2 protein-coding genes and 2 pseudogenes are annotated in these 23,485 nt (G+C 76.5%); all 4 read right to left on the reverse strand.

The window, feature by feature from the left end:
* Nucleotides 1–259: 259 nt before the first annotated feature.
* Nucleotides 260–3,247 (reverse strand): helix-turn-helix transcriptional regulator, encoded by a 2,988-nt coding sequence (locus ACFP3R_RS29160; protein ID WP_380640497.1) that lies wholly within the window; start codon nt 3,245–3,247, stop codon nt 260–262.
* A gap of 358 nt (nt 3,248–3,605) precedes the next feature.
* Complete coding sequence (locus ACFP3R_RS37900) at nt 3,606–14,771, reverse strand: SDR family NAD(P)-dependent oxidoreductase (protein ID WP_465270002.1); 11,166 nt, start codon at nt 14,769–14,771, stop codon at nt 3,606–3,608.
* A gap of 72 nt (nt 14,772–14,843) precedes the next feature.
* Nucleotides 14,844–18,247, reverse strand: a pseudogene (locus ACFP3R_RS37905) (SDR family NAD(P)-dependent oxidoreductase); the annotation flags it as partial.
* Between the two features lie 12 nt (nt 18,248–18,259).
* Nucleotides 18,260–23,473 (reverse strand): annotated as a pseudogene (locus tag ACFP3R_RS37910) (type I polyketide synthase); the annotation flags it as partial.
* Nucleotides 23,474–23,485: the final 12 nt, after the last annotated feature.

Consider the following 23,485-nt stretch of genomic DNA (forward strand, 5'->3'; position numbering starts at 1 on the left):
CGCGCGGGCGGGGGGGGCCGGCACCCACCGGCCCCGCCACCCAGCCGGCCCGGCGGCCAGACAGCTCGGCGGCCCAGCAACCCGGCGGCCCAGCAGCCCAGCGGGCTGAAAGGCCGCGCCCCGGCCAGGTCCCGACCCCGCCGGGCCGGCGGCCGCGGGCCCACCGGCTCGCCACCCACCGCACCCCCACACGCCGAGCCGCACCGACCCCCGGACCCGTGTCCGGAGCTCGGTGCGGCTCGGTGTGGTGCGGAACCGGTCAGCGCCGGACGCCTCCCCCCGAGGGGGAACGGGCGCCCTGGCGCGGGTCCCGCGCCGTGCGCTGCGCCGGCGTGTGCCCCGAGGCGTGCCCGGCCGGGTGCCCCGGTGCCGCCTGCGGCCCCGTGACCGACGGCGCCTCCGCCGCCCACATGTCCAGCGCCCCCATCGGCAGCCCGGTCGGCAGGTCCGTGCGCCGCCGCACCTTCAGCTTCCGGTAGACCCTGGTCAGGTGCTGCTCCACCGTGCTCACCGTGATGTAGAGCTTGCGGCTGATCTCCCGGTTCGTGTGCCCCAGCGCGGCCAGCGCCGCCACCCGCCGCTCGGCGGTGCTCAACGTGGCCAGGTCGTCGGGCTCGTGCGCGGTGCCCCCGCTCTCGACCTCGGCCCCCGCCTCCTCCTCGCCGTCGGCCTCGTCCAGGACCAGGCCGCGCGGCAGGAACTGGCGGCACAGCGCCTCGGCCTGGCACCCCTCGGCCATCCGCAGCGCCCGCTTGGCCACCACCTTGGCCGCGCCGAACTCGCCCAGCGCGTGGTGGGTGCTGCTGAGCAGGGCCAGCGCGACGGACAGCTCCACCTGGTCGCCGCAACCCTGGAACAGCGCCGCCGCCTCGCGCAGCATCGGCAGCCGCTGCTTGAGCTCGATGGACGAGGACAGCACCCGCAGCGACACGCCGCGCACCCTCGGGACGTCCGCCGTCGGCCGCTCCAGCTGCGCCAGCACCAGCTCGCCGGCGCGGTCGATCCGGTTCAGCCGCAGGTACGCCTGCGCCAGGTCCGAGCGCCACGGCAGCAGCGCGGGCAGGTCGAGGTCCCAGTGCACGGCCACCTCGCCGCACGCCTCGAAGTCCGCCAGCGCGGCGTGCGGCCGGCCGGCGGCCAGGTGCGCCTGACCGCGAGCCCGCAGGTACACGGCCCAGTGCCAGGTGTTCTGCGCGGCCACCGGGATGCTGCGCTTGAGCTGCGCCTCGGCCTCGTCGTGCTTGCCCGCCGCCGAGGTGGCCAGCACCAGCGCCGCGAGCGGCGAGGCGATGGCCGGGCCCCAGTTGTGCGAGGACAGCGCGGTGAGCGCGAGGCGGGCCTGGCGCTCGGCGGTGACCAGGTCTCCCTCCAGCAGCGCGAGGTGCGCCCGCACGTCGGCCAGCACCGCCTTCCACGTGGCGGCCCCGGTGCCGACGTCCGCGCGCAGCGTGTCGCACCAGTGCTTGGCACGGCCCACCTCGCCGCAGACCGCCAGCGTGAACAGCGCGTACGCGGCGGCCTCGGGGGCGCTGTCGGGCGCCCAGCAGTTGCGCAGCAGGCGTTCCGCCGCGGCGACCAGGTCCTCCTGGTGGTCGCGGGCGAGCGCCGGTCGCCGGTCGCCGGTGCCGCTGGGCACGGCGGCGGCCACGGCCGGGTGCAGCCAGCGCACCCAGTCCCGCAGCGCCCGGTGCTCGGTGGCGGTCGGCGAGTGGGGGCTCTCCGCGGCGGCCTCCTCCAGCCGCCGCAGGGTGTCCCTGGCCTCGGTGGTCCGGCCGAACCACAGCTGGTAGCGCAGCAGGGCCCTGGTCTCGCGCACGCCGAGCAGCCCGCGCTCGGAGGCGTCCCGCAGCTCCGGCAGGTGCCGGGAGACCACCGACGGGGTGGTCCGCCACTGCACGGTGGCCAGCGCGGCGGCGAGCGCGGCGCGGCCGGTCGCGTCGTCCTCGGCGCAGGTGGCGCGGGCCAGCTTGAGGAACTCCACCGCCCGCTCCGGCCGGTGCTCGGCCAGCGCGGTGTCGGCCGCGTCGCGCAGCACGCCCACCGCCCACGGCGCGGTCGCCGCGCCCGCGGCGGCCAGGTGCGCGGCGATGTCCGCGCTGGGCAGGCCCTCGGCGTAGAGCAGGCTCGCCGCGCGCTGGTGCGAGGCCGCGAGGCCGTCGGCACCCACGTCGCCGAGCACCGCCGCCCGCACGGCCGGGTGGCGGAACCGGCCGTCGTCGAGCAGTCCGGTGTGGTTGAGCGCGGTCAGGACCTCGACCACCGAGGTGGTCTTGCGGCCCAGCAGGCGGCCGAGCAGCTCGGGCGTGGCGTTCTCGCCCAGCACGGCCACCGCGCGGACCACGTCGAGCATCCCGGGCTCCCAGCGGTGCAGGCAGGCCAGCACGGCCTGGCCGAACGCCTCGCCGGTGGTGACCCCGTCCGGGTGGTCCTCCTCGGTGAGGACGGCCGTGCGGTGGTCCTGCACCAGGGCCTTGACGAGCAGCGGGTTGCCGCCGGTCATGGCGTGGTAGGCGGGCGCCAGCGCGGTGGCGGTGCGCTGGTCCAGCTCCTCCGCGAGGATTCGCGCCACGCCCCGCGGCGACAGCGGCGCCACGCGCACCGGGGTGAACCACGGCACCCGGGTCAGCTCCGCCCGGAACAGGGCGTTGACGTGCCGGGAGTGGTCGGACTCGGTGAGCACGAGCATGATCCGCGTGCCGCTGAGCCGGCGCTGGAGGTAGAGCAGGGCTTGCAGCGTGCAGGCGTCGGCGTACTCGACGTCGTCCGCCACGAGCACCACGGGCCGCGTCCTGGCCACGTCGAACAGCACCTCGCACGCCTCTCGGATGGCGTGCGGCTGCCGCCGCGCGGTCTGGACCTGGGCCCCCTGGCCGTAGGTGGCCTGCCCCGGGGCCACCTGGTCCGACGCGGTCCGGCCCAGCACGTCCTGGCCCGCCTGGTGCTCCGGGCCGCAGCCCAGGCGCTCGGCGTCGAGCAGCCGCCCCAGCAGCTCGGTGGTCTCCGCGGGCAGGCCCGCGGCGAACTGCGCCAGCACGCCGCCGCTGACCCCGCGCTCCGCCCGCGAGCAGGTCGCCGTCAGCAGGAGCGCCCCGCCGCCCGAGACGCGCTCCCCGAAGGCGCGCACGAGCGCCGTCTTCCCGCTCGCGCCGGGTCCGCCCACGTGCACCACGTGGCCGTTGCCCTCCGCGCCGGCGGTGAATATTGCGTCTAATTGATCGAGCAGGTGCTCGCGTTCGACGAGACTCAAAGTTGACTCCCCCAGTTCAGCTGTTGCGCGTCCCTACTGACACAACGCTGTGCAGTCAAATGGTGACTGGATGGGACCCTAACCCCAGGTATACAAACGTACAAGACGAATGTGTACCACAAATAGGCGCAAAAAATGAAAGTTCATCACGTTTGCCCGAGCGGGCATTTAACCGGCCAGTAGATACTGGGCCGTGCGGACGGACCGGGCGCTTTTTGGCCCGATACGTTCCCTTCCTGACACTTCCTGGCAACAAGAGCGCCACGGAGGGGCGGGGATACCCCGGGACGACGACGCCGCCCCGGTCAACCGTCAACTTCGGTTTTCCGGGGCGGCGCGGGTTTCGGGCGGAACTCGGTCAGTCCGAGGACTCCAACTCCTCGTCGAGCAGGTCGAACAGCTCGTCAGCGGTCACGGAGTCCAACCCGGCGGCCGGCTCGGACGCCTCGGACCCGGGCTCGGCGGAGCCCGACCAGCGGGCCAGCAGGGCGCGGAGCCTCGACTCGACCCGGGCGCGCTCCTCCTCGTCGGGCGACGCGGATTCCACCAGCGATTCAAGCCTGGCCAGTTCCGCTTCTACGGAGGGTGAGCTTTCTTCCTCCCCGATCAACTCCGAGTAAAGGAGATCGGCGACCGCCGCGGGGGTCGGGTGGTCGTAAACCAGCGTCGCCGACAACCGCACCCCGGTGGATTCACCGACCCGGTTGCGCAGCTCGACCGCCGCGAGCGAGTCGAAGCCCAGCTCCAGGAAACCCCGGTCCGGGTCCACCGCGTGCGGCCCGTCGTGGCCGAGCACCTGGGCGACCAGCCCGCGCACCACGTCGAGCAGGTGCCTGCGCCGTTCGGCCGACGGCAGCGCCGCCAGCCGGTCGGCCAGCGACGTGGTCGACTGCGCCACGCCCACCTGGGCGGCCCGCCGGGTGGCGCCCCGCACCAGGGCGCGGAACACCGGCGGCACGACCTCGCCCGACGACCGCACCGCGGTCAGGTCCAGCCGCGCGGGCACGAGGTCCGCCCGGTCCGCCACCACGGCCGCGTCGAACAGCGCCAGCCCGTCCGCCGGGCTCAGCGCCACCACCCCGGAGTCGGCCATGCGCCTGAGGTCGCGCTCGTCCAGGGTGCCGGTCATCGCGCTGTCCACGCCGGTCCACAGGCCCCAGGCCAGCGCGGTGCCCGGCAGCCCGAGCGACCGGCGGTGCCGGGCCAGGGCGTCGAGGAAGCCGTTGGCCGCGGCGTAGGCCGCCTGCCCCGCGCCCCCGGTGACCGAGGCCAGCGAGGAGAACAGCACGAACGCGGTCAGGTCGGCGTCGCGGGTCAGCTCGTGCAGGTGCCACGCCGCGGCCGCCTTGGGCCGCCACGCCGTGTCCACCTGCTCGCGGGTCAGGTTGACCAGCAGCGCGTCGTCGACCGCGCCCGCCGCGTGCACCACGGCGGACAGCTCGACCCCGTCGAGCAGCCGCGCCAGCGCCTCCCGGTCGGCCACGTCGCACGCGGCCACGTCCACCCGCGCGCCGTGCCCGGTCAGCTCGGCCACCAGCTCCGGCACGCCCGGCGCCGCCGGGCCGCGCCTGCTGGTCAGCAGCAGCCGCCGCACGCCGTGGCCGGTCACCAGGTGCCGGGCCACCGCCGCGCCCACGCCGCTCGTGCCGCCGGTCACCAGGACGGTGCCCCGGTCGGTGAACGCGGCCCCGCCCGCGGTCGCGGAGGCCCGGACCAGCCTGGGCACGAACGCGCGGCCCCGGCGCACCGCCAGCTGCGGTTCACCCGCGGTCAGCGCGGCGGCCAGCGCCAGGTCGGAGGCCGGCGCGCCGTCGACGTCCACGATCGTCACCAGGCCCGGGTGCTCCACCTGCGCGGAGCGCAGCAGGCCCCACAGCGGCGAGTGCGCCAGCCCCGACAGGGTGTCGTCGTCGTCCACCGCGACCGCGCCGGTCGTGACGACCACCAGCCGGGTCCGGCTCAACCGCTCGTCGAGCGCCCAGTGGCGCACCGCCGACAGCACCCGGTCGAGCACCTCGCGCCCCGCGTCCACCGGGTCGCCGGCCGGCGACCCGACGGGCAGCAGCACCGCGTCGGGCCCCTGCGGGCCGAGCGCGGCCGACAGCGCGGCCAGGTCCGGGTAGGCGGCCTCGGCGGCGAAGCGGGTCGCGGAGCCGATCACCGCCAGGCGCGCCGGGGTGTCCGCCGCGCCGAGCACCGGGGTCCAGTCGAGCTGGAACAGCGCGTCGTGCCGCACGGCCGCGGCGGAGCGCCCGGCCGGCAGCGGCCGCACGGTCAGCGAGCCGACCGCGGCGACCGGGCTGCCGACCGCGTCGGCCAGCGCGAACGCGTAGTCGTCGGGACCGCTGCGGGTCAGCCGCACCCGCAGCACGGACGCGCCGGACGCGTGCAGCGCCACGTCCCGCCACGCGAACGGCACGCTCACGCCGCCCGCGTCCTCGTCCACCAGGACCGCGGTGTGCAGGGCCGCGTCGAGCAGCGCCGGGTGCAGGCCGAACCGCCCGGCCTCGGCCACCGCCTCCTCGGGCAGCACCACCTCTCCGAACACCTCGTCCGCACCGCGCCGCCAGGCCGCGCGCAGGCCCCGGAACACCGGGCCGTAGCGGTAGCCCTGGTCGGCCAGGGCCTCGTAGCGGCCCGTCAGGTCCACCTCGACGGCGCCCGCGGGGGGCCACTCGTCCAGGTCGGGCGCGGCGGCCGGGGCGCCCGGCGCGAGCACGCCGGTGGCGTGCCGGGTCCACGGCGCGCCCTCCGCCCCGGTCGACGGGTGGTCCGGCCGCGAGTGCGCGGTCAGCGTGCGGCGACCGCTGTCGTCGGCGTCGCCGACGACGACCTGGAGCACCACGCCGCCGCGCTCGGGCAGCGCGAGCGGCGCCTCCAGGGTCAGCTCCTCGACCCGGTCGCACCCGACCTGGTCGCCGGCCCGCACGGCCAGCTCCACGAACGCCGTGCCCGGCAGGATGACCTCGCCGGCGATGGCGTGGTCGGCCAGCCACGGGTGGGTGCGCAGCGACAGCCGGCCGGTGAGCACCGCGCCGTCGCCGTCGGCCAGCCCGACCACCGCGCCCAGCAGCGGGTGCCCGGCGTCGACCTGGCCCAGGCCCGTGACGTCGCCCGAGCCCACGGCCGCGTCGAGCCAGAAGCGGCGGCGCTGGAACGGGTAGGTGGGCAGGTCGACCCGGCGGGCGCCGGAGCCCGCGAACACCGCCTCCCAGTCGGGGGACGCGCCGCGGACGAACAGCGCGCCCAGCGCGGCGGCCACCGCCCCGGCCTCCGGGCGGTCGGCCCGCAGGGTGGGCACGAGCAGCGCCTCGCCCGGGTCGAGCAGGCAGTCCCGGCCCATCGCGGTCAGCACCGCGTCCGGCCCGACCTCCAGGAACGTGGTGGCGCCCCGCGCCTCCAGCTCCCGCACGCCGTCGTGGAAGCGCACCGCGCCCCGCACGTGCCGCACCCAGTACTCCGGGTCGGTCAGCTCGCCGGCCCCGGCGACCCGGCCGGTCACGTTGGACACCACCGGCAGCCGCGGCTCGGCGTAGGACACCGTCGCGGCGACCGCGCGGAACTCGTCGAGCACCGCCTCGGTGTGCGGCGAGTGGAACGCGTGCGAGACGCGCAGCCGCCTGGTCTTGCGGCCCTCCGCCCGCCAGCGGGACACCAGCTCCTCCAGCACCGCCTCGTCACCGGAGACCACCACCGACGACGGGCCGTTGACCGCGGCCACGTCCACCCGGTCCTCCCGGCCGGCGATCCACTGGCGCACCTGGTCCTCGGTGGCGATCACCGAGACCATCGCGCCGTCGGCCCGCATCGACTGCATGAGCCGGCCGCGGGCGGCGACCAGCCGGCAGGCGTCGGCCAGCGGGAACACGCCGGCCACGTGGGCGGCGGACAGCTCGCCGATGGAGTGCCCGGCGACCAGGTCGGGCCGGACGCCCCAGGACTCCAGGAGCCGGTGCAGCGCGACCTCGAAGGCGAACAGCGCGGGCTGGCTGAACCGGGTCTGGTCCAGCAGCTCCGCGTCCTCGCCGAAGACCACGTCGGCCAGGGGGACGCCCAGCTCGGCGTCCATCAGCGCGCAGACCTCGTCGAACGCCGCCGCGAACACCGGCGACGCCGCGCGCAGCTCGCGGCCCATGCCCAGGCGCTGCGAGCCCTGGCCGGTGAACAGCAGGGCGAGCTTGCCGCCGGCCCGCCGGCCCCGGACCACACCGGGCCCGTCGCCGTCGCGCGCCAGCGCCTCCAGCGCCGCGAGCACGTCCTCCCGGCTCCCGGGCACCACGGCCGCGCGGTGCTCCAGCGCCGCCCGGGTGGTGGCCGCGGAATAGACCACGTCGGCGGGGTTCGCGGAGCCGGCGAGCGCGTCGCGCAGCCCCGCCGCCCGGTCGCGCAGCGCGGACTCGCTGTGCGCCGACAGCACCAGCGGGACCAGCGGCGACGCCTCGGCGGGCGCCTCGACGACCTCGACGGCCGGCGCCTGCTCCAGCACGATGTGCGCGTTGGTGCCGCTGATGCCGAACGACGACACGCCGGCCCGGCGCGGGCGGCCGGTCTCCGGCCACTCGCGGGCCTCGGTCAGCAGCTCGACCTCGCCCTCCGACCAGTCCACCTGCGGGGTGCGCTCGCCCACGTGCAGCGTCCGCGGCAGCACGCCCTCGCGCATCGCCATGACCATCTTCATCACGCCCGCCACGCCGGCCGCGGCCTGCGTGTGGCCGATGTTGGACTTGATCGAGCCCAGCCACAGCGGCTCGTCCCGGTCCTGGCCGTAGGTAACCATCAGCGCCTGCGCCTCGATCGGGTCACCCAGGCGGGTGCCCGTGCCGTGCGCCTCCACCGCGTCCACCTCGGTGTGCGACAGGCCCGCCGCCGACAGCGCGGCGCGGATCACCCGCTGCTGCGAGGGGCCGTTGGGGGCGGTCAGGCCGTTGGACGCGCCGTCCTGGTTGATCGCGCTGCCCCGGATCACGGCCAGCACCCGGCGACCGTTGCGGCGCGCGTCGGACAGCCGCTCCAGCACCAGGATGCCCACGCCCTCGGACATCGCCGTGCCGTCCGCGTCCGCCGAGAAGGACTTGGCCCGGCCGTCCAGCGCCAGACCGCGCTGGAGGCTGAAGTCCAGGAACGTCTCGGGCGTGGCCATCACGCTCACGCCGCCGGCCAGGGCGAGCGTGCACTCCCCCGCCCGCAGCGCCTGCGCCGCCAGGTGGATCGACACCAGGGAGGAGGAGCACGCGGTGTCCACCGACATCGCGGGCCCCTCCAGGCCCAGCACGTAGGACACCCGACCGGTGGCCACCGAGGCCAGCGAGCCGTTGCCGATGTAGCCGGCCAGCTCGTCGGGCACCGAGGTCAGGCGGGTCGCGTAGTCGTTGTACATGATGCCCGCGAACACGCCCGTGCGGCTGCCGCGCAGCGAGGTCGGGTCGATGCCCGCCCGCTCCAGCGCCTCCCAGGAGGTCTCCAGCAGCAACCGCTGCTGCGGGTCCATCGCCTGCGCCTCGCGCGGGCTGATGCCGAAGAACTCCGCGTCGAAGTCGGCGGCGTCGTGCAGGAAGCCGCCCTCCAGCGAGCAGGTCTTGCCGACCTTGCCCGGCTCCGGGTCGAACAGGGCCTCGTGGTCCCAGCCGCGGTCGGTGGGGAACGCGGTGATCGCGTGCTCCCCCTCGGCCAGCAGCCGCCACAGCTGCTCGGGCGTGCTGACCTCGCCGGGGAAGCGGCAGCTCATCGCGACGATCGCGATCGGGTCGTCCACGGCGGGACCGCCGACCGCGACCGCGGTCGGGGTGTCCGCCGCGTCGTCGCCCAGCAGCTCGGACCTCAGCAGCTCGGCCAGCACCAGCGGGTTCGGGTGGTCGAACACCAGCGTCGCGGGCAGGCGCAGGCCGGTGGCCGCGTTGAGCCGGTTGCGCAGCTCCACCGAGGCCAGCGAGTCGAAGCCCAGGTCGCGGAAGGCCCGCCGCGGCTCGACGCCCTCGGCGCTGTCGTGGCCCAGCACCGCGGCCACGTGCGAGCGCACCAGGTCCAGCAGCACGCGGTCGCGGTCGGCCTCGGCGAGCGCGGCCAGCTCGCCGGCCAGGCCCGACCCGCCCGCGTCCTCGACCGGGCCGGACACCCGGCGGGCCGGCTGCCGGACCAGGCCGCGCAGCAGCGCCGGGACCGCGCCGCGCTCGCGCAGCGCCCCCGCGTCCAGGTGCATGGGCACCAGCAGCGGGTCGCCGGCGGACAGCGCGGCGTCGAACAGCGCCAGGCCCTCCGCGCTCGTGAGGCCCTTGACCCCGGACCTCGCCATCCGCGCGATGTCCACATCGGACAGGTGGCCGGTCATGCCGCTGCGCTCGGCCCAGAAGCCCCACGCCAGGGACGTCCCCGGCAGGCCCTCCGCGCGCCGCACCCGGACCAGGGCGTCGACGTAGACGTTGGCCGCCGCGTAGTTGCCCTGGCCACCGCCGTCCACGAGCCCGGCCGCCGAGGAGAACAGCACGAACGCCCTGAGGTCGCGGTCCCGCGTCAACTCGTGCAGGTACCGCGCGCCATCGGCCTTCGGCCACCACACCGCGTCCACCTGCTCCACCGTCATCGACGACACCAGACCGTCATCGAGCACACCGGCGGTGTGGACGACCCCGGTCAGGTCCGCGATGCCCGCGAGGGTGGCCGCGAGCGAGTCGCGGTCGGCCACGTCGCACGCCACCACGTCCACGGTCGCGCCCAGCCCGGACAGCTCCTCGCGCAGCACGGCCGCACCGGGCGCGTCCAGGCCACGACGGCTCGTCAGCACCAGGTGACGCACCCCGTGCTCCACCACCAGGTGCCGCGCCACCAACGCACCCAGACCACCCGTACCACCCGTGACCAGCACCGCGCCGTCGGCGTCCCAGGTGAACGCCTCCGCGCCGGCGGTCGCCCGCACGAGCCTCGGCGCGAACAGCTCCTCGCCGCGCACCGCCACCTCGGGCTCACCCGAGCCGAGCGCGGTCAGCAGCTCCTCCCACGACACCGGCCAGGAGTCGGTGTCGACCAGCACGAACCGGTCGGGGTTCTCCGACCCCGCCGCGCGCACCAGGCCGTGGACCGCGGCCACCGCCGGGTCCACCGGCACGTCGCCGACGGCCGCGCCGCCCCGGGTCAGCACCACCAGGCGCGAGGCCGCGAACCGGTCGTCGGCCAGCCACTCCCGGACCACCGGCAGCACCTCGTCCACCGCCGCGCGCGGGGTGGCGGAGGACTTCACCGGCAGCACGACCCACTCGGGCACGTCGTCGGTGAACGCGCCCAGGCCCTCGACCTTCGGCACGTACTTGCCCAGCGCGTTGCCCAGCACCACCACGCGCCCCGTGGTCGGCTCGGCGGTCACACCGGTCCAGTCGAGCGCGAACAGCGCGTCCGGCACGCCCGGCGCGGCCACCACGACCTCGCGGGACAGCAGGTCCTCCACCGCCGCGACGGGCGCGCCCGCCTGGTCGGCGACCCGGATGGCCAGGCCGCCCGCGCCGACGGGGGTCAGCCTGACCCGCAGCGCGGCGGCGCCGGCGGCGAACAGCGAGACCCCGGTCCAGGAGAACGGCAGCTGCGGCGGCCGGTCGCCCGCGGACTCCTGCTCCAGCACCAGCACCGAGTGCAGCGCGGCGTCGAGCAGCGCGGGGTGCAGGCCGAAGCCGGTCGCGTCCTGGCGCAGTTCCTCGGGCAGCGCCACGTCGGCGTAGACGTCGTCGCCGAGCCGCCAGGCCGCGCGCAGGCCCCGGAACGCCGGGCCGTACTCGTAGCCGCGGCCGGCCAGCGCCTCGTACGCGCCGGTCAGGTCGACCGGCCGCGCGCCCGCCGGCGGCCACGCCGCCAGGCTGAAGTCGGGTCGGGCGCCGCCCTCGGCCAGGAAGCCGGTGGCGTGCCGGGTCCACGGCGCGTCGGCCGCGGCGCCCTCCGGGCGGGAGTGCACGGTCAGCGGCCGGCGGCCCGCGGCGTCGGGCGCCTCGACGCGCACCTGCACGCGGACGCCGCCCCGCTCGGGCAGCAGCAGCGCCGACTCCAGGGTCAGTTCCTCGACCCGGTCGCAGCCGACCTGGTCACCGGCCCGCACCGCCAGCTCCACGAACGCGGTGCCGGGCAGCAGCGGCGTGCCGGACAGCGCGTGGTGGGCCAGCCACGGGTGGGTGTCCAGGGCGAGGCGGCCGGTGAGCAGCACCTCGTCCGAACCGGCCACCGCGATGGCCGCGCCCAGCAGCGGGTGGTCGGCCGAGCCGAGCCCCGCCGAGGACACGTCGCCGGCCGGGCCGGTGGCGTCGAGCCAGAAGCGGCGGCGCTGGAACGCGTAGGTCGGCAGCGGCACGCGGCGCGGCGCGGCGGGCGCGAGCATCCCCGCCCAGTCCACCGGCACGCCGCGCGCCCACGCCTCGCCCAGGGACAGCAGCACCCGCGGCAGGCCGCCGTCGTCGCGGCGCAGCGAGCCCACGGCCGCCACGTCGTGCCCGGCCTCCTCGGCGGTCTCCTGGATGCCCATGGTCAGCACCGGGTGCGGGCTGCACTCGACGAACACCGAGTGCCCGGTGTCGAGCAGGGTGCGCGTGGCGCCGACGAAGTCGACGGTCTCGCGCAGGTTGGTGTACCAGTAGCCGGCGTCCAGCGCGGCGGTGTCGACGACCCCGCCGGTGACGGTGGAGCAGAACGGGATCTCCGGGGTGCGCGGGCTGAGGTCCGCCAGCACCTCCAGCAGCCGTTCGCGGATGGACTCCACGTGCGCGGAGTGCGAGGCGTAGTCCACCGCGATCCGCTTGACCCGCACGCCCTCGGCGGACAGCTCCGCGCCGAAGGCGTCCAGGGCGCCCGGGTCGCCGGAGACCACCACGGACCGCGTGCCGTTGACCGTGGCCACGGACACGCCCTCGGGGAGCCTGCCGCGCACGTCGTCGGCGGGCAGCAGGACGGACATCATGCCGCCCTTGCCCGCCAGGTCCTCGGCGATGGCCAGGCTGCGCAGGGCCACCACCGCCGCGCCGTCGCGCAGCGACAGGGCGCCCGCGACGCAGGCCGCGGCGATCTCGCCCTGGGAGTGGCCGATGACCGCGTCCGGGCGCACGCCCGCCGCCCGCCAGACCTCCGCGAGCGACACCATGACCGCCCACAGCACCGGCTGCACCACGTCCACGCGCTCCAGCGGCGGCGCGCCCTCCGCGCCCCGCACCACGTCCAGCAGGCGCCAGTCCACGAAGGGCTCCAGCGCCATCGCGCACTCGTTCATGCGCTCCGCGAAGACCGGCGAGGACCCGAGCAGCTCCACCGCCATGCCCGCCCACTGCGAGCCCTGGCCGGGGAACACGAACGCCACGCGCGGCTCGCCCAGGACGACGCCCTCGACCGCGCCGGCCGGGGACTCGCCCGCGCCGTACGCCGCCACGCCGGCGCGCAGCCGGTCGGCGTCCTCGCCGACCACGACCACGCGGTGCTCCAGCGCGGCGCGCGTGGTGACCAGCGAGTGCGCCACGTCCACCGGACGCGCGTCCGGGTGGCGGTCCAGGTGCGCGGCGAGGTGGGCCGCCTGGTCGCGCACCGCCTGGCGGGTGCGACCGGACAGCACCCACGGCACCGCCGAGGGCTCGACCGCGGGCTGCCACACCGGCGCGCCCGCGTCGGTCTCCGCACCGGTTCCCGCACCGTTTCCGGCACCGATCTCCGCAGGGGCCTGCTCCAGCACGATGTGCGCGTTGGTGCCGCTGATGCCGAACGACGACACCCCGGCCCGGCGCGGACGGCCGGTCTCCGGCCACGGCAGCGTGTCGACCGGCAGCCGGACGTCGCCCTCGGACCAGTCGACCTGCGGGGTCGGCTCGCCCACGTGCAGGGTCTTCGGGACCTGCCCCGCGCGCATCGCCATGACCATCTTGATCACGCCCGCGACGCCCGCGGCGGCCTGCGTGTGGCCGATGTTGGACTTGATGGAGCCCAGCAGCAGCGGGGTCTCCCGGTCCTGGCCGTAGGTGGCCAGCACGGCCTGGGCCTCGATCGGGTCGCCCAGCGGGGTGCCCGTGCCGTGCGCCTCCACCGCGTCGACCTCGGCCGGGGCCAGGCCCGCGCTGGCCAGGGCCGCGCGGATGACGCGCTGCTGCGAGGGGCCGTTGGGCGCGGTGAGGCCGTTGGACGCGCCGTCCTGGTTGACCGCCGAGCCGCGCAGCAGCGCCAGCACCTCGTGGCCGTTGCGGCGCGCGTCGGACAGCCGCTCCAGCAGCAGCAGGCCCACGCCCTCGCCCCAGCCGGTGCCGTCGGCGTCCGCGGAGAACGACTTCGACCGCCCGTTGTCGGCCAGGCCGCGCTGGAGGCTGAAGTCCACGAACGTGTCGGGCTGCGCCATCACCGTGACACCGCCGGCGAGGGCGAGCGTGCACTCACCGCCGCGCAGCGCCTGCGCCGCCAGGTGGATCGACACCAGCGACGAGGAGCACGCGGTGTCCACCGACATCGCGGGCCCCTCCAGGCCCAGCACGTAGGACACCCGGCCGGACAGGACGCTGGCGATGCTGCCGTTGCCCAGGTACCCGGCCAGGTCGTCCGGGACCTCCTTCAGCCGGCTGGCGTAGTCGTGGTACATGACGCCGGCGAACATGCCGGTCGGGCTGCCCTTGAGCGAGGTCGGGTCGATGCCCGCGCGCTCCAGGACCTCCCACGCGGTCTCCAGCAGCAGGCGCTGCTGCGGGTCCATGGCCACCGCCTCGCGCGGGCTGATGCCGAAGAACTCCGCGTCGAAGTCCAGCGCGTCGTAGAGGAAGCCGCCCTCGCGGGTGTAGGTCTTGCCCGGCTTGCCCGGCTCCGGGTCGTAGATCGACTCCACGTCCCAGCCGCGGTCGGCCGGGAACTCGCCGATGGCGTCCACGCCGTCGGCCACCAGCCGCCACAGCTCCTCGGGGGTGCCGACACCGCCCGGGTAGCGGCAGGCCATGGCGACGATCGCGATCGGGTCGTCGTCGGCCGACCTGACCACCGGCGCGGTGGTCGCCGGCGCGGGCGCGGACCCGGTCAGCGTGCCCGCGATGTGGGTGACCAGCGCGACCGGGTTCGGGTAGTCGAACACCAGCGTCGCGGGCAGCCGCAGGCCCGTCGCCGCGTTGAGGCGGTTGCGCAGCTCCACCGCCGCCAGCGAGTCGAAGCCCAGCTCGGTGAACGCGCGCCTGGGCTCGACCTCGTTGCCGCTCTCGTGGCCCAGCACCGCGGCCACGTGCGAGCGCACCAGGTCCAGCAGCACGCGGTCGCGGTCGGCCTCGGCGAGGCCGGCCAGCCTGCGCTGGAGGGCGGACTGGTCGGACGGCGCCGCCGCCGCGCCCGCCGCACGGCGGGCGGGCCGCACCAGGCCGCGGAACAGCGCGGGCAGCTGGTCGCCGCGCGAGCGCAACGCGACCAGGTCGAGCCGCATCGGCACCAGCAGCGGCTGGTCCAGCGACAGGGCGGCGTCGAACAGCGCCAGGCCCTCCGCGCCGGGCAGCGCGAGGATGCCGGAGCGGGCCATCCGGGCGAGGTCCACCTCGGTCAGGTGTCCCGCCATGCCGCTGCGCTGCTCCCACAGGCCCCACGCGAGCGAGGTGCCCGCCAGTCCCTCGGCGCGGCGCGCCCGGACCAGGGCGTCCAGGTAGACGTTGGCCGCCGCGTAGTTGCCCTGCGCGGTGCCGTCGACCACGCCCGCGGCGGAGGAGAACAGCACGAACGCCGTGAGGTCGCGGTCCCGCGTCAACTCGTGCAGGTACCGCGCGCCATCGGCCTTCGGCCGCCACACCGCGTCCACCTGCTCCACCGTCATCGACGACACCAGACCGTCGTCCAGCACACCGGCGGTGTGCACGACCCCGCCGAGGTGCGGGATGCCGCCGCGAGCGAGTCGCGGTCCGCCACGTCGCACGCCACCACGTCCACGGTCGCGCCCAGCCCGGACAGCTCCTCGCGCAGCACGGCCGCACCGGGCGCGTCCAGGCCACGACGGCTCGTCAGCACCAGGTGACGCACCCCGTGCTCCACCACCAGGTGCCGCGCCACCAACGCACCCAGACCACCCGTACCACCCGTGACCAGCACCGCGCCGTCGGCGTCCCAGGTGATGGCGCCGCCCTCGGCGGGAGCCGCCTGCGGGGTCACCCGGGCGAGCCTGGGCACCAGCAGCGCGCTCCCGCGCACCGCCACCTCCGGCTCACCGAGGCCGAGCGCGGGCAGGACGTCCGCCGGGGCCACCCGGCCGGGCGGCACGTCGAGGTCCAGCAGCACGAACCGGTCGGGGTTCTCCGCCTGCGCGGCCCGCACCAGGCCCCACACCGGGGCCACGGCCGGGTCCACCGCGAGGTCGGCGGCGGGCACCGCGCCCGTCGTGGCCAGGACCAGGCGGGAGGCGGCGAACCGCTCGTCGGCCAGCCACTCCCGCACCACCGCCAGCACGTCGTCCACGGCGGACCGGGGGTCGTCGCCGGACACCACCGGCAGCAGGACCCACTCCGGCACCTCCGACAGCGACGCCAGGTCGGCGGCCCGGACCACGCCGCCGGTCGCGGCGGGCGCGGTGGCGGGCACCCAGTCCACCCGGTAGAGCGACTCGGGGCCGCTGCCCGCGGTCAGGGCGGCGGCCGGGATCGGCCGGGTGACCAGCGCGTCGACCACGGCCACCGGGGCGCCGGTCGGGTCGGCCAGCAGGATCGAGACGGCGTCGCCGCCGGCCGGGGTCAGCCGGACGCGGGCCGCGGTGGCGCCCGACGCGTGCAGGGTCACACCCGTCCACGCGAACGGCAGGTCGATCAGGCCGTCCTCGGCGCCGTTCTCGCGGCCGCCCGAGGCGTGCAGCGAGGCGTCCAGCAGCGCCGGGTGCAGGCCGAAGCCCTCGGCGTCGGCGCCCTCCGGCAGCGCCACCTCGGCGAAGACGCCGTCGGCCGAGCGCCACGCGGCGCGCACGCCGCGGAACACCGGGCCGTAGGCGTAGCCGGCCGCGGCCAGCTCGTCGTACAGGGCGTCCACGTCGACCGGGGTCGCGCCGGCGGGCGGCCACTCGGTGAGGTGCGGGACGTCCGCGGCGGGCGCGTGGTCCAGGAAACCGGTGGCGTGCCGGGTCCAGGTGACGTCCGCGTCCTCCGGGCGGGAGTACACGCTCACGGGGCGTCGTCCGGCGTCGTCCGGCGCGCCCACCGCGACCTGGAGCACCACGGCGGTGCGCTCCGGCAGCACCAGCGGCGCCTCCAGGGTCAGCTCCTCGACCCGGTCGCAGCCGACCTGGTCGCCCGCCCGGACGGCCAGCTCCACGAACGCGGTGCCGGGCAGCAGGACCGTGCCGGAGGCGGCGTGGTCGGCCAGCCAGCGGTGGGTGTCCAGCGCGATCCGGCCGGTGAACAGCACGCCGTCCGACTCGGCCGTGGTCAGGGCCGCGCCCAGCAGCGGGTGCCGGGCCGCGCCGAGACCGGCCGCGGTGACGTCGCCCGCGCCACCGGTGGTGGCGTCGAGCCAGAAGCGGCGGTGCTGGAACGCGTAGGTGGGCAGGTCGACCCGGCGCGGCGCGGCCGGTGCCAGCGCGCCGGCCCAGTCCACCGGCACGCCGTGCGCCCACGCCTGGCCCAGGGACAGCAGCACCCGCGGCATGTCCCCGTCGTCGCGGCGCATCGAGCCCGTGGTGACCACCTCGCGGCCGGCCACCTCGGCGGTCTCCTGGATGCCCATGGTCAGCACCGGGTGCGGGCTGATCTCCACGAACACCGAGTGCCCGCCGTCCAGCAGCGCCCGGGTGGCGCCCGCGAAGTCGACGGTCTCGCGCAGGTTGGTGTACCAGTAGCCCGCGTCCAGCCCGGCGGTGTCGACGACCCCGCCGGTGACGGTGGAGAAGAACGGGATCTCCGAGGCGCGGGGCCGGATGTCGGCCAGGTCCGCCAGCATCTGGTCGCGGATCCACTCCACGTGCGCGGAGTGCGCGGCGTAGTCCATGGCGATCCGCTTGACCCGCACGCCCTCGGCGGACAGCTCCGCGCCGAAGGCGTCCAGCGCGTCGGGGTCGCCGGCCACCACGACCGAGCGCGCGCCGTTGATGGTGGCGATCGACAGGCCCTCGGGCAGCCGGTCGCGCACCTCGTCGGCGGGCCGCAGGACCGACAGCATCCCGCCCCGGCCCGACATGTGCTCCGCGATGGCGCGGCTGCGCTTGGCCATCATCATGGCGGCGTCCTGGATGGACAGGCCACCGGCCGCGCAGGCGGCGGCGACCTCGCCCTGGGAGTGGCCGACCACCGCGTCGGGGCGGACGCCGTGCGCCCGCCACACCTCGGTCAGCGACACCATGATCGCCCACAGCACCGGCTGCACCACGTCGACGCGCGTGAGCGGCGGCGCGCCCTCGGCGCCCCGCACCACGTCCAGCAGCCGCCAGTCCACGTGCGGCTCCAGCGCGGCGGCGCACTCGTTCATGCGCTCCGCGAAGACCGGCGAGGACCCCAGCAGGTCCGCGGCCATGCCCGCCCACTGCGAGCCCTGGCCGGGGTAGACGAAGACGACGCGCGGCCTGCCGGTGGCGGCGCCCAGGACGGCGGTCGCCGGGGTCTCGCCGGCGGCCAGCGCCGCGAGGTCCGCGCGCAGCCGGTCGGTGTCCCCGCCGACCACGACCGCGCGGTGCTCCAGCAGGGCGCGGGTGGTCACCAGGGAGTGCGCCACGTCCACCGGGCGCAGGTCCGGTTCGGCGGCCAGGCGCGCGGCGAGCTGCCCGGCCTGGGCGCGGACGGCCTCCTCGGTGCGGCCGGACAGCGCGAACGGCACGACGGCGGGCGCGGTGCCCGCCGGCTCACCGGCGTCGGTCTCCGGCGCGGGCCCCTGCTCGACGATGAGGTGCGCGTTGGTGCCGCTGATGCCGAACGACGACACGCCGGCCCGGCGGGGACGGCCCCGGTCCGGCCACGGCACCGCGTCGGTCAGCAGCTCGACGTTGCCCTCCGACCAGTCCACCTGCGGCGTGCGCTCGGCGACGTGCAGCGTCTTGGGCAGCACGCCCTCGCGCATCGCCATGACCATCTTGATCACGCCGGCGACACCGGCGGCGGCCTGGGTGTGGCCGATGTTGGACTTGATGGAGCCCAGCCACAGCGGCTCGTCGCGGTCCTGGCCGTAGGTGGCCAGCACGGCCTGGGCCTCGATCGGGTCGCCCAGGCGGGTGCCCGTGCCGTGGGCCTCGACCGCGTCGACCTCGGTGTGCGACAGGCCGGCCGTCGACAGCGCGGCCCGGATGACCCGCTGCTGCGAGGGGCCGTTGGGGGCGGTGAGGCCGTTGGACGCGCCGTCCTGGTTGACGGCGCTGCCGCGCACGACGGCGAGCACCTGGTGGCCGTTGCGGCGCGCGTCGGACAGCCGCTCCAGCACCAGGATGCCCACGCCCTCGGACCAGGCGGTGCCGTCGGCGTCGGCGGAGAAGGACTTCGACCGGCTGTCCATCGCCAGGCCGCGCTGGAGGCTGAAGTCCAGGAACGTGTCGGGCGTGGCCATCACGGTCACGCCGCCGGCCAGCGCCAGCGAGCACTCCCCGCCGCGCAGCGCCTGCGCGGCCAGGTGGATCGAGACCAGCGAGGACGAGCACGCGGTGTCCACGGACACCGCCGGCCCCTCCAGGCCCAGCACGTAGGACACCCGGCCGGACGCCACCGACGCCAGCGAGCCGTTGCCCAGGTAGCCCGCCAGGTCCTCGGGGATCTCCCGGAGCCGCAACGCGTAGTCGTGGTACATGATGCCGGCGAACATGCCGGTCGGGCTGCCCTTGAGCGAGGTCGGGTCGATGCCCGCGCGCTCCAGCGCCTCCCAGGAGGTCTCCAGCAGTAGCCGCTGCTGCGGGTCCATGGCCTGCGCCTCGCGCGGGCTGATGCCGAAGAACTCGGCGTCGAAGTCCAGCGCGTCGTGCAGGAAGCCGCCCTCGACCGAGTAGGTCTTGCCCGGCTTGCCCGGCTCGGGGTCGTAGAGGCCGTCGACGTCCCAGCCGCGGTCCTCGGGGAAGCGCGTGATGCCGTCCACCGCGCCGGCCACGAGCCGCCACAGCTCCTCGGGCGTGCGGACGCCGCCCGGGTAGCGGCAGGCCATGCCGACGATCGCGATGGGCTCGTTGTCGGCCACCGCCACGGTGGCCCGGCGGGTCGGCGCGGCGGTGGGCGCGTCGCCGAGCGCCTTCTCCCGGATGTACCCGACCAGCGCGGCCGGGTTGGGGTAGTCGAACACCAGCGTCGCGGGCAGCCGCAGGCCGGTGGCCGCGTTGAGGCGGTTGCGCAGCTCCACGGCCGCCAGCGAGTCGAAGCCGATCTCGCTGAACGCGCGCTTCGGGTCGATCGCCTCGGGGCTGTCGTGGCCCAGCACCGCGGCCACGTGCGTGCGCACCAGGTCCAGCAGCAGCGCGTCGCGGTCGGCCTCGGACAGCTCGGCCAGCCGCGAGGCCAGGCCGGCGCCGCCGGCCGCGGCGGTGGCGGCACCGGCGGCGCGGCGGCCCGCGACCGGGACCAGGCCGCGCAGCAGCGCGGGCACGCCGTCCACGCGGGTGCGCAGCGCGCCCAGGTCGACCCGCACCGGGGCGACCACGGGTTCGGTGGTGGTGAGGGCGGCGTCGAACAGCGCCAGGTTCTCCGCGGGGGTGAGGCCCGGCATCCCGGAGCGCTCGATGCGCTGGATCGCCGCGGCGTCGAGCACCGAGCCCATGCCGCCGTCGCCGAGCCACAGGCCCCAGGTCAGCGCGGTCGCGGACAGGCCCTCGGCGCGCCGCCGCTCGGCCAGCGCGTTGAGGAACAGGTTGGCCGCGGCGTAGTTGCCCTGGCCGGGGTTGTCCAGCAGCGCGGCCAGCGACGAGTACAGGACGAACGCCCTGAGGTCGCGGTCGCGGGTCAGCTCGTGCAGGTGCCAGGCGGCGTCGGTCTTGGGCTTGAGCACCGAGTCCAGGTGCTCGTCGGTGAGCGTGCCCACGGTGCCGTCGGCGACGACGCCGGCCGTGTGCACGACGCCGGTCAGGTCGTCGATGCCCGCGAGGGCGGCGGCCAGCGCGTCCCGGTCGGAGACGTCGCACGCCACCACGTCCACGGTCGCGCCCAGCCCGGCCAGTTCCTCGCGCAGCTCCACCGCGCCCGGCGCGTCCGGGCCGCGGCGGCTGGTCAGCACCAGGCCCCGCACGCCGTGCGCCACCACCAGGTGCCGCGCCACCAGCGCGCCCAGCCCACCGGTGCCGCCGGTGACCAGCACCGTGCCGCCCCAGGGCGATTCCCCGCCCTCGGTGACCGGGATGCGCGCCAGCCGCGGCACGGTCACCTGACCGCCGCGCACGGCCAGCTCCGGTTCGCCGGTGGCCACGGCGTCGAGCAGCCGCGCCGCCGAACCGGGCTCGTCGTCGAGGTCGACCAGGGTGAAGCGGTCGGGGTTCTCCGCCTGCGCGGCCCGCACCAGGCCCCAGACCGGGGTCTGCACCAGGTCCGCGTCGACCACGCCGCGGGTGACCACGGCCAGCCGCGAGGAGGCGAACCGCTCGTCGGCGAGCCAGGCCCGCACCAGCTCCAGCACCGCGCCCAGCACCCCGCGCACGGCCGCGGGCACGTCCCCGCCGGGCGCGGGGGTGCGGAACAGCACGATCTCGGGCACGGTCGCGCCGTGGGCCAGCGACTCGCCGAGCGCGGCCAGGTCGTCGAACGCGGCCACGCCGGGCAGGTCGAGCCCGTCGCCGAGCACGGCCGCGCGGCCGATCCGGGCCGGGACCGCGGACCGCGTGGTCCACTCCAGCCGGAACAGCGACTCGTGGTGCTCGCGCCGGGCGGCCTCCAGCTGCTCGGCGGTGACCGCGCGGGACACGAACGACCCGATCGCGGCGACCGGCGCGCCCAGCGGGTCGGTGACGGTCAGCGACACCACGCCGGAACCGGCCGCGTCGGAACCGGCCGGGGAGATCCGCACCCGGACCGCCGAGGCTCCCGAGGCGTGCAGCACCACGTCGTTCCAGGCGAACGGGATGCGCACCTCGCCCTCGGGGCCGGGCGCGGCGCCGGCGGCGTCGATGGCGTGCAGGGAGGCGTCCAGGATGGCCGGGTGCAGGCCGAAGGACGCGGCGGCGGCCGCCGCGCCCTCGGGCAGCGCCACCTCGGCGTACACCTCGGCCGACGGGCCGGAGCCGCGCCGCCACACCTTGCGCAGGCCCTGGAACACCGGGCCGTAGCCGTAGCCCTGGGCGGCCAGCTCCGCGTAGACGTTCGTGACGTCGACGGCGGTGGTGTCGCGCGGCGGCCACGTCTCCAGGGACTCGCCGGCCGGGGCGGGCCCGGCGGACAGCACGCCGCCCGCGTGCCGGGTCCACACCGCGTCGCCGGCGGCGTTCTCGGGCCGCGAGTAGATCGCGGTGGTCCGGCGGCCGGTGTCGTCCGGGGCGTCCACGACGACCTGGAGCACCACGCCGCCGCGCTCGGGCAGCACCAGCGGCGCCTCCAGCGCCAGCTCCTCCAGCACGGCGCAGCCGACCTGGTCGCCCGCGCGCACGGCCAGCTCCACGAACGCGGTGCCGGGCAGCAGGACCGTGCCGGAGATGGTGTGGTCGGCCAGCCACGGGTGGGTGCGCAGCGAGACCCGGCCGGTGAGCACGACGCCCTCGCCGCCCGCCAGGCCGACGACCGCGCCGACCAGCGGGTGGTCGGCGGCCAGCTGGCCCAGGTCGGCGGCGTCGGCGGAGCCCGCGTCCCCCGCCAGCCAGTAGCGCTTGCGCTGGAACGCGTACGGGGGCAGGTCCACGCGCTTGCCGCTGCCCGCGGGCAGCAGCGAGGCCCACCGGACGGTGCCGCCGCGCACGTGCGCCGCGGCGAGGGCCGAGCGCACCTCGGCCACCTCGTCGCGGTCGCGGCGCAGCAGCGCGGCGAACACCACGTCCTCGGCGTCGACGCAGTCCTGGGCCATCGCGGTGAGCACCGCGTCCGGGCCCAGCTCCAGGAACGTGGTGACGCCGCGCGCCGCCAACTCGCGCACGCCGTCGCGGAACCGCACGGCCTCGCGGACGTGCCGCACCCAGTACTCCGGGGAGCACAACTGCTCGGTGCCGGCCAGCAGACCGGTCACGTTGGAGATCACCGGCACCCGCGGCGGCGAGTAGGTCATGACCTCCGCGACCCGGCGGAACTCCGCCAGCATCGGCTCCATGAGCACCGAGTGGAACGCGTGGGACACGCGCAGCCGCTTGGTCTTGAAACCCTTGGCGGCCAGCGCCTCCGCGACCTCCAGCACGGCGTCCTCGACGCCGGAGATCACCACCGCGGCCGGCCCGTTGACCGCCGCGAGGCCGACCTCGTGCTCACGGCCGGCCAGCAGCGGCCGCACCTCGTCCTCGCCGGCGCGCACGGACACCATCGCGCCGCCGGTGGGCAGCGCCTGCATCAGCCGGCCCCGGGCGCCGACCAGCAGGGCCGCGTCCTCCAGGGTCAGCACGCCCGCGACGTGCGCGGCGGTCAGCTCGCCCAGCGAGTGCCCGGCCAGGTAGTCCGGGCGCAGGCCCCACGACTCGACCAGGCGGAACAGGGCGGTCTCGACGGCGAACAGCGCGCTCTGCGCGTAGGCGGTCTGGTGGAGCAGCGCGGCGAGCTCCGAGCCCTCCTCGGCGAACAGCACGTCGCCGAGCGGGTGCGGCAGCTGGAGGTCGAGGTAGCCGCACGCGGCGTCGAGCGCGCGGGCGAACACCGGGTGGGCGAGGTACAGCTCGCGGCCCATGGCGAGCCGCTGCGAGCCCTGGCCGGTGAACAGGAACGCCAGCTCGCCCGAGCCGGTCGCGCCGCGCACCGGGCCGGTGGCGTCCCGGCCCTCGGCCAGCGCGGTCAGGCCGCGCAGCGCCTCGGCGCGGTCGTGCGCGAAGACCACCGCGCGGTGCTCCAGCGCGGCTCGGCGGCCGGCGAGCTCGTGCGCGGTGTCGACCAGGTCCACGTCGGAGTCGAGGAACCCCGCCAGGCGGGCGGCCTGCTCGCGCAGCGCCTGCTCGCCGCGGGCGGACAGCACCAGCGGCAGCGCGCCCGGCACGGGCACCTCGTCGGAGCCGCCGCCGACCAGGGACGGCGCGGGCTCCTCGATGATCACGTGCGCGTTGGTGCCGCTCACGCCGAACGACGACACCGCGCCCCGGCGGGGGCGGTCGAACGCCTCCCACGGGCGCTGCTCGGTCAGCAGCTCGACGCGGCCGGTGGACCAGTTGACGTGCGGGGTGGGCGCGTCCACGTGCAGCGTCTTGGGCAGCACGCGCTCGCGCATGGCGTACATGAGCTTGATGAC

The sequence above is a fragment of the Saccharothrix lopnurensis genome, from assembly GCF_042658445.1.
GTDB lineage: Bacteria > Actinomycetota > Actinomycetes > Mycobacteriales > Pseudonocardiaceae > Actinosynnema > Actinosynnema lopnurensis.

Bases quoted from the DNA above. Each gene is read 5' to 3' on its own strand.
- ACFP3R_RS37900 (WP_465270002.1), bottom strand. From the start codon at position 14,771: ATGGCGGGACACCTGACCGAGGTGGACCTCGCCCGGATGGCCCGCTCC.